Below are 11,584 nucleotides of genomic sequence, written 5' to 3' on the forward strand. Positions count from 1 at the left end.
GTAAACCCGCTGCGCTATTTGCCGCAGCGATAAATCGGTGCAAGGTTGTTGAAGACTCCCCATCTGAGCCGTTGCAGTGCGCGCAGATGCCGCTGCAACGGGCGCAATGAGGCGTTTTCAGGAGCGTTGCCCAGGGATCACGGGTAGGAGCCACCTTATGAATCAGAATACGCTGAAAGTTCATGATTTAAATGAAGACGCGGAATTTGATGAAAACGGAGCAGAGGTTTTTGACGAAAAAGCCTTAGTAGAAGAGGAACCCAGTGATAATGACCTGGCTGAAGAGGAGCTGTTATCGCAGGGGGCAACCCAGCGTGTATTAGATGCTACTCAGCTGTACCTTGGGGAAATTGGGTACTCCCCACTATTAACGGCCGAAGAAGAGGTCTATTTTGCACGCCGCGCACTACGCGGTGACGTCGCTTCCCGCCGTCGCATGATCGAGAGCAACCTGCGTCTGGTGGTTAAGATTGCCCGTCGTTACAGTAATCGTGGTCTGGCGCTGCTGGATCTGATTGAAGAGGGTAACCTGGGGCTGATCCGTGCCGTTGAGAAATTTGACCCTGAACGTGGGTTCCGTTTTTCAACGTATGCAACCTGGTGGATTCGTCAGACTATTGAGCGGGCGATTATGAACCAAACCCGCACCATTCGTCTGCCAATTCACATTGTTAAAGAGCTGAACGTCTATCTGCGTACCGCGCGTGAGTTGTCCCATAAGCTGGACCACGAACCGAGTGCGGAAGAGATAGCTGAACGGCTGGACAAACCGGTTGATGACGTGAGCCGTATGCTGCGTCTCAACGAGCGCATTACCTCAGTTGATACGCCGTTAGGCGGCGATTCTGAAAAAGCGCTGCTGGATATCCTGGCCGATGAAAAAGACAACGGTCCGGAAGACACCACGCAAGATGATGATATGAAACAAAGTATCGTCAAATGGCTGTTCGAACTGAACGCCAAACAGCGTGAAGTGCTGGCGCGTCGTTTCGGTCTGCTGGGCTATGAAGCTGCGACACTGGAAGATGTGGGCCGTGAAATTGGTCTCACCCGTGAACGTGTTCGTCAGATTCAGGTGGAAGGTCTGCGTCGTTTGCGTGAAATCCTGCAAACGCAAGGGCTGAATATCGAAGCGCTGTTCCGCGAATAAGCATCCTTTCAAGCCAAAAAGGCCGGTCGCAGATGACGCGGCCTTTTTCTTTTCTGCGGTTACGCTTTATCCATCATCTTTCTGATTAGCGCTGAAAAAGCGGTTTGCTCTTCGGCGCTCAGACGGCCAAGAAACGCCTGATCCACGCCGTTGCCGACGGGAATACTGCTTGCCAGCAGCCTTTCTCCTTCCGGCGTCAGATAGATAAACCGCCGACGCTTATCCGCCGGATCGTTTTCCCGCCGCACTAATCCCCGACTCTCCATACGGCTCAGCATCTCCGCCAGCGTCGCCTTGGTGCTGACAGCCACCTCCGTTAACGCAACCTGCTCAATGCCCGGGTTTTCTGCAATTGAGCGCATCACCGCGTATTGTGGCTTAGTCAACTCGGGCAGCGCCTGCTGCCACTGTGAGGTATGCTGTTGAAAAAGCTGGCGCAACAGGTGAAATGCTTCATTCCTTAATTTCATTAGCGCTCTCCATCATGATCTTCTTCTTATCATAGCGGCTTCTGCGCTGCTTTATAACGATCCTCAATTTCACTTTTCGTGCCGCAACGTTTTGGGATGCCTTGTCAGGATCGTTTTGCAGGCGTAGTGTATCTCATAACGTTCGTATACGAACAATATTGAGGTGGAGAATGAAGCTAATTGTCGGAATGACCGGTGCGACGGGCGCGCCATTGGCGGTTGCACTGTTGCAGGCATTGCAGCAGATGCCGCAGGTAGAAACGCATCTGGTGATGTCGAAATGGGCAAAAACGACCATTGAACTGGAAACCCCTTTTAGCCCGCGTGAAGTTGCTGCGTTGGCGGATCATTGCCATAACCCGGCGGATCAAGCGGCGACAATCTCCTCCGGATCGTTTCATACCGACGGCATGATCATCATTCCATGCAGTATGAAAACGCTTGCAGGTATTCGCGCGGATTATGCCGAAGGGCTGGTTGGACGCGCCGCCGATGTGGTGCTGAAAGAGGGGCGCAAGTTGGTGCTGGTGCCGCGCGAAATGCCGCTGAGCGCCATCCATCTGGAAAATATGCTCGCATTATCCCGCCTGGGAGTCGCCATGGTTCCGCCGATGCCCGCCTGGTACAACCATCCACAAACGATTGACGACGTCACGCTGCATATTGTCGCCCGCGTGCTGGATCAGTTCGGTCTTTCGCTACCGCAGGCGAAGCGCTGGGGTGGTTTGCAGGCGGCACAGAATTATTCACAGGAGAATGCATAATGGCTTTTGATGATTTACACAGTTTTTTACAGGCGCTGGACGAGCAAGGACAGTTGCTGAAAATCAGTGAAGAGGTGAATGCCGAGCCGGATTTGGCCGCTGCCGCGAACGCGACCGGCCGCATTGGCGAAGGCGCTCCCGCACTGTGGTTCGATAATATCCGCGGCTTTGTTGATGCCCGCGTCACGATGAACACTATCGGTTCGTGGCAGAACCACGCGATTTCGCTGGGATTACCGCCGAACACGCCGGTTAAGCAGCAGATTGACGAATTTATCCGTCGCTGGGATAAGTTCCCGGTCGCCCCGGAACGTCGCGACAATCCGCCGTGGGCGGAGAACAGTGTCGATGGGGATGACATCAATCTGTTCGATATTCTACCGCTGTTCCGCCTGAACGATGGCGATGGCGGTTTCTACCTTGATAAAGCCTGCGTTGTTTCCCGCGATCCGCTCGATCCCGATCATTTTGGCAAGCAGAACGTTGGCATCTACCGCATGGAAGTGAAGGGCAAACGCAAACTCGGCCTGCAACCGGTACCGATGCACGATATTGCGCTGCATCTGCATAAAGCGGAAGAGCGCGGCGAGGATCTGCCCATCGCGATTACGCTCGGCAACGATCCGATTATTACCCTGATGGGCGCCACGCCGCTGAAATACGATCAGTCGGAATATGAGATGGCGGGCGCGTTGCGTGAAAGCCCGTATCCGATTGCTACCGCGCCGCTGACCGGTTTCGATGTGCCATGGGGATCGGAAGTGATCCTCGAAGGGGTGATCGAAGGACGTAAGCGCGAGATCGAAGGGCCGTTCGGTGAGTTCACCGGCCACTATTCCGGCGGGCGCAACATGACAGTGGTACGCATCGATAAAGTCTCTTATCGCACGAAACCGATTTTTGAATCCCTTTACCTTGGCATGCCATGGACGGAAATCGATTATCTGATAGGGCCAGCAACCTGTGTGCCGCTGTACCAGCAACTGAAAGCCGAGTTCCCGGAAGTGCAGGCGGTAAACGCCATGTATACCCACGGTCTGTTGGCGATTATCTCCACCAAAAAACGTTACGGCGGCTTTGCCCGCGCGGTGGGTTTGCGCGCCATGACCACGCCGCACGGCCTCGGTTACGTGAAGATGGTGATCATGGTCGATGAAGACGTCGATCCGTTTAATTTGCCGCAGGTGATGTGGGCGCTGTCGTCGAAAGTAAACCCGGCAGGCGATCTGGTGCAGTTGCCGAATATGTCGGTACTGGAACTCGATCCGGGTTCAAGCCCGGCCGGTATCACCGACAAACTGATTATTGATGCCACCACGCCGGTTGCGCCGGATAACCGTGGCCACTACAGCCAGCCGGTACGTGATTTGCCGGAAACCAAAGAATGGGCTGAAAAACTGACCGCCATGCTGGCGAGCCGCCAAAAATAAGGAGCGAAAAATGATCTGTCCACGTTGTGCCGATGAGCACATTGAAATCATGGCGACGTCGCCGGTAAAAGGGGTCTGGACGGTGTACCAGTGCCAGCACTGTTTATACACCTGGCGTGATACCGAACCACTGCGTCGTACCAGCCGCGAGCACTATCCACAGGCGTTTCGTATAACGCAGAAAGATATTGATGACGCACCGCAGGTGCCGACGATTCCGCCGCTGCTGGCAGAAAATCAACGGTAACCGCATGGAAGCCCGGCCTGCACAGAATTGCTGGCCGGATTTGATCACTGCGCGGAAAACTTCCAGGCTGGATAAGCGCCAACCGGCAATCAGCGCCTTACACCAGGCTCTTCAGGCGGTAAATCCATTCCAGTGCCTGACGCGGCGTTAAGCTGTCCGGATCGAGGTTTTCCAGCGCTTCCACTGCCGGGCTGGTCTCTTCTGCCGGAGCCAACAGCGACATCTGCGTGCCGTCTATTTGCGTGGCCGCCGCATTCGGCGACAGGCTTTCCAGCTCGCGCAATTTGCTGCGTGCACGTTTAATCACCTCTTTCGGCACGCCCGCCAGCGCAGCGACCGCCAGACCGTAACTCTTACTGGCTGCGCCGTCCTGCACGCTGTGCATAAAGGCGATGGTATCGCCATGCTCCAGCGCGTCGAGATGCACGTTTGCCACGCCTTCCATTTTTTCCGGCAGTTGCGTCAGCTCAAAGTAGTGAGTCGCGAACAGCGTCAATGCCTTGATTTTATTCGCCAGGTTTTCCGCACACGCCCATGCCAGCGACAGACCATCATAGGTCGATGTTCCGCGACCAATTTCATCCATCAGCACCAGACTGTTTTCTGTGGCGTTATGCAGGATGTTGGCGGTTTCGGTCATCTCCACCATAAAGGTCGAACGGCCGCTGGCCAGATCGTCTGCCGCGCCGACGCGGGTAAAGATGCGGTCGATTGGGCCGATTTCGACTTTTTGCGCGGGCACATAGCTGCCGATATAGGCCAGCAGCGCAATCAGCGCAGTCTGGCGCATATAGGTACTTTTACCGCCCATGTTCGGCCCGGTGATGATTAACATCCGGCGCTGCGGCGATAAATTCAGCGGGTTAGCAATAAACGGCTCTTTCAGCACCTGCTCGACCACCGGATGACGCCCTTCGGTAATGCGGATGCCTGGTTTATCAGTGAAGGTTGGGCAACTGTAATTCAGAGTGTAAGCGCGTTCCGCCAGGTTCACCAGCACATCCAGTTCCGCCAGCGCAGAGGCGCTCTGTTGCAGGTCGCCCAGATGCGGCATCAGCAGATCGAACAGCTCCTCATAAAGCTGTTTTTCCAGCGCCAGCGCTTTGCCTTTCGAGGTCAGAACTTTGTCTTCGTACTCTTTCAGTTCCGGAATAATGTAGCGTTCGGCATTTTTCAGCGTCTGGCGACGTACGTAATGGATCGGCGCCAGATGGCTTTGCCCGCGGCTAATCTGGATGTAGTAACCGTGTACCGCGTTATAACCCACTTTCAGCGTATCCAGCCCGAGGCGTTCGCGCTCGCGGATCTCCAGCCGATCAAGATAGTCAGTCGCGCCATCCGCCAGACCGCGCCATTCGTCCAGTTCGGCGTTATAACCCGGCGCAATCACGCCGCCATCGCGCACCAGCACTGGCGGCGCATCGATAATTGCGCGCTCCAGCAGTTCGCGCAGTTCGCTGAACTCGCCCATCTTTTCGCGCAGCGCCTGCACCGGCGCGCTTTTCACTTCCGCCAGTTGCGCGCGCAGTTCCGGCAGTTGCTGGAAAGCGTGACGCATACGCGCCAGGTCGCGCGGACGCGCAGTGCGCAGCGCCAGACGTGCCAGAATACGCTCCAGATCGCCCACCTGACGCAGCACCGGTTGTAGCTCGCCGCAGTGATCCTGCAATGCGCCAATGGTTTGCTGGCGTTCCGTCAGCACTTTTGTATCGCGAACCGGCATATGCAGCCAGCGTTTCAGCATGCGGCTGCCCATTGGCGTTACGGTACAATCAAGTACCGAGGCCAGCGTATTTTCGACACCGCCCGCCAGGTTCTGCGTGATCTCCAGATTCCGGCGCGTCGCGGCATCCATAATGATGGTGTCCTGCTGGCGCTCCATGGTGATGGAGCGAATATGCGGCAGGGCAGTGCGCTGCGTGTCTTTGACATACTGCAGCAGACAGCCGGCTGCGCACAGGCCCCGAGGTGCGTTTTCCACCCCAAAGCCGACCAGATCGCGGGTGCCAAATTGCAGGTTTAGCTGCTGGCGGGCGGTATCAATTTCGAACTCCCACAGCGGACGGCGCCGCAGACCGCGGCGGCCTTCAATCAGCGCCGTTTCGGCAAAGTCTTCGGCATAGAGCAACTCGGCGGGATTGGTGCGCTGTAACTCGGCGGCCATGGTGTCGCGATCGGCCGGTTCGCTGACGCGAAAACGCCCGGAGCTGATATCCAGCGTGGCGTAGCCAAAACCTTTGCTGTCCTGCCAGATGGCGGCCAGCAGATTATCCTGACGCTCCTGCAACAGCGCTTCATCGCTGATGGTGCCTGGCGTTACGATGCGCACCACTTTGCGCTCAACCGGCCCCTTGCTGGTTGCCGGATCGCCGATTTGCTCGCAAATCGCCACGGATTCGCCAAGACTCACCAGCTTCGCCAGATAGTTTTCCACCGCATGATGCGGAACCCCGGCCATCGGGATCGGCTCACCTGCCGATGCGCCACGTTTGGTCAGTGAAATATCCATAAGCTGCGAAGCGCGTTTCGCATCGTCATAAAATAGTTCGTAAAAGTCGCCCATCCGGTAGAACAGCAGAATGTCCGGATGCTGTGCTTTCAGCTTCAGGTACTGCTGCATCATTGGCGTATGCGCGTCGAAATTCTCTAGTGTACTCATCAGTTTATGATGTCCATGTGCTTAAATTTTAACGAGCCGGCGATTTTTATCATTCTTGTTGCGTATCGCCTTGCCTCATTCACAAGCATTCTGAAGGTTTTCCCAGGAATGCGGAGTAAGCATGATAACGGAGTCTTTATGGCAGGAAAACAACAGGCAAAGCCACTGACGTTTAAAGCGGTAGAAATGATAAAGCCGGGTGACAAAGATAAAGCTGATATTCCGCTATGATCGTGATACCGCCATTGTAATGATCCTTTGCGGTGCGGGCTTACGGGCCGGGGAAGGGGCCAGCCTTGATCGCTGGGGCTATGACAATGGCATTCTTACAGTCAGGTAGGGAAAGGGGCGTAAATACCGGGAGATACACGTCACGGCAGCGGTAGATAAAGCCATCCGCGCGAAAGAGGCCAGGAATGCATTGCTTAACCGTATTCAGCGCAACGGCAAGGTTGCTCTTACAACGACCAGCCTAACTGGTATTCTGGAGCAGTTACCGCAATATGTTCAGGTCAGTAAACGATCCTGTCAGGTATGCGCTACCCAGCGTCAGTATTTCTTTCGCTCCATCTTTCGGATCGAGCAGTGCGATTTTAAGCGCTTCTTCATAGAGAACGTCATCAGTAAGAAATAACAGCAGCCGTTTATCATCCACCTGAACAGCAGCTTCTGGCACCTGTACAGGAACCATAATGTCCGCACCTTTTCCAGCAATCAGGACTTCATATTTTCCCATTGATGTCGGTATAGGTTCTTCCCTGAGTTGAAGTGTAACGTTGTCCGGCAGCTTAAACATGGTTAGTCCCGGAACCCATTGATGTCCCATGCGACTGCCAACAAAAGCACCAATAACCACGCATACAGGTGCGCCAGTGCCCCTCCCCCGGCTCCTGAAATTCCAGCACTACTGATTGCAGGTTGTCGTTGAGTCTCAAGCACTCTACCCGAGGGATGCTATTGCAAATGTCTTTCAACAAATCCTGACAATTTTAATCGCTTATAGTTTAGTTACCTTTAACTATTCTTAATTCAGAAATTAAGACTTAATGAGCATGGGTTTCCAAATAAAACAAAGAATTAAGTTGCCAGGGAAGATTTCAGGGATATTTATTTCCCCTGCATTTCTATTGTTATTCAACAGAATTTGTTGCCTGTCTTTGAAACTCATGGTAATAGAAAGCAGAAACTTTACACAAAACTAACAATGAGGTTACAAATGAATAGCAGCCTAAAATGTCTTGTTGTTGTTTCCGCTATTTTGTTGAGCGCATGCTCATCTATGGGGGGAGGAGAAGATAAATTCAGTGCTTCATATGTTCAATCACATATTGTTGAGGGTAAAACGACAAAAGCTCAGGTACAGCAACTTTATGGCGTTCCTGATGATAATGAAAAATCTTCAAATGGCACTACGTGGGTTTATCATAAAAATGCTGACTACAGCAGTGTATCTTCTCTGGCGGGCTACATACCGGGAGCGGGGGCTGTTAGCAGTGCACTGGGCATGGCCAACACAGCCAGCGAAGCATCATCAACAGCCGGTAAGCTTTCAGACAAACGCAGTGGAAATACTGAGATACACGGAAACCGCCTTTATATAACCTTTAACCGCAATGATGTTGTAGATTACTGGAGTATTAACTAGAAGCCTTTTAAAAGGGCTTTAATTTGTAATGCGGCTCAAATGAGCCGCTACGTAATACATATATTTCCAGGTTACACTGCAACATTGATGGACAGCGAGATTAATATATCTTCTTCAATCAAAACCCCTTACCGCCCGTAGCGATAATGCATCAATAGAAATAACGGAAGTCTAATCGTTATCACTCTGATGTGATAATCGTGTGGCTCCGGTACCTGAACGGTTATTTTTCTGCCAGCCTGGGAGGCCCAGGGCTCCAGAAGATGATATCTGTGCAGGGTTAATCGTCCTCAAACCTGACGCATTCTTCTTTTATCAAGGGCTTACCGGCGTACCCAGTTCGGCCTGTTTCAAGAAGACGCATCAGCTCTTCGCGCGAGATGCTGTGACAACAAATCAGATTGTCACCCGGAGTAACTGTAAGTATCCCGCTAAAACGAACCATTCACTTTCAGAGATCTTCCGACATATTCAATTTGCCAGCGAAGGAGATCGCTATGCGTAAAGCCCGTTTTACTGAGCATCAGATCATCGCTGACCTTAATCGAGAGGCGTTGTCGGTCGACGCTGGATCTGAAACCAGTGGTCCGAGTACTCGACAGCAGCGCGGCCAACCATGGATATTTCGTCATCGCTTCGTATGGATAATGACCCGGAGTTTATTTCTCCGACGCTGGCTGAATGAGCAGAGATGCATATGCGGTAAAGCTGGAATTTATTCGGCTGGAGAAATCCACTCTGAATGCTTTTATAGAACGCTTTAACCGAACATATCAGTATAGAAATACTCGATTTTTATCTGTTCAGAACCCTGAATGAAGTGCGGGAGATGACGGAATGGGGGGACAGAATACAACAATGAACGCCCGCACGAATCACTGAATAACATGACACTGGAGGAATACCGCCTGGAACATCAAAGGTTCGGGATCTCAAAAAGTGCATGGAACTAAGAATGGTCTACTTACATCAGGACGAGCTCACTGCTCTGGACAGTACTCTACTGACTGAGTCGTTGCGCTTCTCAAGCTAAAGGATATGTGGGGGTCAGGTAGCCAGATTTTCAGGAAAACATAAACAAAAATTACGTATCGTTAATAAATGTATTGATATATTTCTGAAAGTGAAAATTTGGGATTGCCGGGGGAATAACAGGGTGATTAACTTAAGACGTGTTTATCTTAGAAGTCACTATTTAGAATGAACAGTAAAACGAATATCGAAAGAAAATTTCTTAAACATCAGCATGCTGCAATTAAAAAACTACATAATAAATCAGATCTGCCAGGCGCAGATCTTCGGTTTATGGACTTACGGAGGCTTAATTTGCGGGATATTAATTTATCAGGTAGTGATTTATCTTTTAGTGATATTCGTGATACTGACTTTTCTTACAGTAATCTAAGGGGTGTGAATCTGAGTAACTGTAAAATGCAGGGCGCTAACTTTAATTATTCAGACTGTACATGCGTGGATTTTTCCGGGAGTGATTTTGATAAAGCAAGTTTCACTGGCGCCATCTCTGAGCGAGATGATCTTGCATCTGATACTCTTTCAGCACGACCACTGATCTCTATCTATATGCCGACATGGAACCGGGAAAAACTGACCATTAGAGCTATTTACTCTGTGTTAAAGCAGGACTATGAACACTGGGAACTCATTATCGTTGATGATTTCTCATCATCGTTTAAGTTGCTGCAAAAGTTTATATCCGACCTTAATGATCCACGTATTATTTATATTAGAAATGAATACAACTCGGGAGCATGTGCTGTAAGAAACCAGGCAATCCGTCTTGCTAAAGGGGACTTTATAACCGGTCTTGACGACGATGACGAGTGGCTTTCATCGCGATTGTCATCTTTTCTTTCATACCGATATAAACTTAACTATCACGGTTTTTTATATGCAGGAGACTATTTGTGTGAAAGTGCCAGCTATGACAGCATTGATGATCTAAAGATCTACCCCAAACCCAATTACAAAAAAAGTCTATTTGATAAGAAGAATGTTATTGGTAATCAGGTATTTACAGTAACAAGTCGTATGCAGAAAGTGCTATTCGATACAGAATTGACTGCGGCTCAAGATTATGATGCTTTTTATCGCCTCGCAGAAGTATATGGCTCTCCGTTTAAATTGGAAAATATTACACAAATCCTTTACGTCAATCATGGTGAGGTTCGTATAACGTGTTCTGGTAGAAAATTTTCCGGTTATTTAAATTTCTACAGGAAACACAAATCCAAATTTGACACTTCCAGTGTAAAATATCAATTATTTACTTTGTATTATATCAGAAACAAAAAAATGTCCCTTAAGACTTTAATGAGGTTAATGACTGTACGAAATTTTAAAAGATACTTCATGATGTACTCAAATTTCAGAAAGAGGAAGTTCTGATATGTAAAACATATTTGTACTCTTTAGGGTTAGGTTGTAAGCATACAAAATAAAGAATTATGTTTTATATTTATTGCTCTTGTTCTGTTCCAGAATTATATAGAGTGTTGCAGGGTTCAGTCAATGGGTGTGTCAGAAATGTTGTGACATTATCGACTATTTTATTACATAGCAGTCTGGATCTTTATCGGTGTGTTTTCTGAAGATGGTCACCTGAATTTCATCAAATAAAGGTGCCGGAGATGAGTTGCTGCTGAATATTATTGGGCTTAATTTACTTTCTTGAGAATAGCCGTCAACCTGCCGCTTTCAGGCGTTACAGTGGCAGTATCACTGAAACAATTATCACCTCAGATATTCCTTAAGGCTCTTGAATGAGTTCTGTTTGGGAAACGAAAACGAGGTACGCGAAACTAAAACAGATAGACTCACTCTTTCAGAAAGATGTAATTACAGCACGTCCTAAATTGCTCGGTTTCAGTTTTTGAAAACCTGGACTTCCCCGGAGCCCGGCGTTCATATTCTGCCGGTGGCATCAGGTAACCGGAGTGGTGTCGGCGCTTACTGTTATCAATTATCCCAGTGTAATACTCAATAAAACTCTCCGGGGTGTTGCTGAAGATACGCCCTCTAAAATGTCTCTGAGGTGCCTGTTAGACCCATAGCGATTAAAGGCTATGTTACAGTGAGGCCGTGGTTCTTTTTATACGCGGTTCCGGATGGCGCCGGTGAAATACAGGCCGAAGAGCACACTCACTGCATAACCCGATGCTGATAATGACTTCCGTTAAAGATGGCTTTCTCTGCGCGCAG

General features: G+C 50.2%; 9 protein-coding genes and 3 pseudogenes. 9 read left to right on the plus strand and 3 right to left on the minus strand.

The window, feature by feature from the left end; all coding sequences use genetic code 11:
• The first annotated feature begins 157 nt into the window (after positions 1-157).
• Positions 158-1,150: an RNA polymerase sigma factor RpoS gene (rpoS, locus tag DK872_RS12140; RefSeq protein WP_007370393.1), complete on the plus strand. Its 993-nt coding sequence runs from the start codon at positions 158-160 to the stop codon at positions 1,148-1,150.
• 59 nt (positions 1,151-1,209) lie between these two features.
• Here rpoS and DK872_RS12145 read toward each other — a convergent pair whose 3' ends face one another.
• Positions 1,210-1,620, minus strand: coding sequence for a MarR family winged helix-turn-helix transcriptional regulator (locus tag DK872_RS12145; RefSeq protein ID WP_007370394.1), 411 nt, complete (start codon positions 1,618-1,620; stop codon positions 1,210-1,212).
• Between the two features lie 170 nt (positions 1,621-1,790).
• On the opposite strand from DK872_RS12145, the gene DK872_RS12150 reads away from it, so the two are divergent.
• Genes DK872_RS12150 through DK872_RS12160 form a run of 3 tightly spaced genes read left to right on the plus strand, consistent with a single transcriptional unit; the run spans position 1,791 to position 4,061 of the window.
• The gene (locus tag DK872_RS12150; RefSeq protein WP_161518394.1) at positions 1,791-2,384 is read left to right on the plus strand and encodes a non-oxidative hydroxyarylic acid decarboxylases subunit B; all 594 of its coding nucleotides are present in this window, start codon (positions 1,791-1,793) and stop codon (positions 2,382-2,384) included.
• On the plus strand, positions 2,384-3,814 hold the full coding sequence (locus DK872_RS12155; RefSeq protein WP_161518395.1) for a non-oxidative hydroxyarylic acid decarboxylases subunit C: 1,431 nt from the start codon (positions 2,384-2,386) through the stop codon (positions 3,812-3,814). Before DK872_RS12150 ends, DK872_RS12155 begins: the two co-directional genes overlap by 1 nt.
• A gap of 10 nt (positions 3,815-3,824) precedes the next feature.
• Complete coding sequence (locus DK872_RS12160) at positions 3,825-4,061, plus strand: non-oxidative hydroxyarylic acid decarboxylases subunit D (RefSeq protein WP_007370397.1); 237 nt, start codon at positions 3,825-3,827, stop codon at positions 4,059-4,061.
• Positions 4,062-4,158: 97 nt separating this feature from the next.
• On the opposite strand, the gene mutS is transcribed toward DK872_RS12160, so the two are convergent.
• Positions 4,159-6,720 (minus strand): DNA mismatch repair protein MutS, encoded by a 2,562-nt coding sequence (gene mutS / locus DK872_RS12165; protein ID WP_035887689.1) that lies wholly within the window; start codon positions 6,718-6,720, stop codon positions 4,159-4,161.
• Between the two features lie 232 nt (positions 6,721-6,952).
• Between mutS and DK872_RS27530 the strand changes: the two are divergent.
• Positions 6,953-7,222 (plus strand): annotated as a pseudogene (locus DK872_RS27530) (site-specific integrase); the annotation flags it as partial.
• Here DK872_RS27530 and DK872_RS12170 read toward each other — a convergent pair.
• On the minus strand, positions 7,214-7,516 hold the full coding sequence (locus tag DK872_RS12170) for a hypothetical protein (RefSeq protein ID WP_007370400.1): 303 nt from the start codon (positions 7,514-7,516) through the stop codon (positions 7,214-7,216). The pseudogene DK872_RS27530 and the gene DK872_RS12170 overlap by 9 nt on opposite strands.
• A 420-nt stretch (positions 7,517-7,936) precedes the next feature.
• Here DK872_RS12170 and DK872_RS12175 point away from each other — a divergent pair, with 420 nt between their 5' ends.
• From DK872_RS12175 to wcaA, 4 genes and pseudogenes are all read left to right on the plus strand, one after another.
• Complete coding sequence (locus DK872_RS12175) at positions 7,937-8,365, plus strand: hypothetical protein (protein WP_107147135.1); 429 nt, start codon at positions 7,937-7,939, stop codon at positions 8,363-8,365.
• Between the two features lie 509 nt (positions 8,366-8,874).
• A pseudogene (locus DK872_RS27535) lies at positions 8,875-9,318 on the plus strand (integrase core domain-containing protein); the annotation flags it as partial.
• A gap of 247 nt (positions 9,319-9,565) precedes the next feature.
• A pseudogene (locus DK872_RS27820) lies at positions 9,566-9,874 on the plus strand (pentapeptide repeat-containing protein); the annotation flags it as partial.
• Between the two features lie 9 nt (positions 9,875-9,883).
• Complete coding sequence (gene wcaA, locus DK872_RS12180; protein WP_255416478.1) at positions 9,884-10,771, plus strand: colanic acid biosynthesis glycosyltransferase WcaA; 888 nt, start codon at positions 9,884-9,886, stop codon at positions 10,769-10,771.
• The last annotated feature ends 813 nt before the right edge of the window (positions 10,772-11,584 follow it).

This window comes from Kosakonia sp. MH5 (assembly GCF_009935945.1).
GTDB lineage: Bacteria > Pseudomonadota > Gammaproteobacteria > Enterobacterales > Enterobacteriaceae > Kosakonia > Kosakonia radicincitans.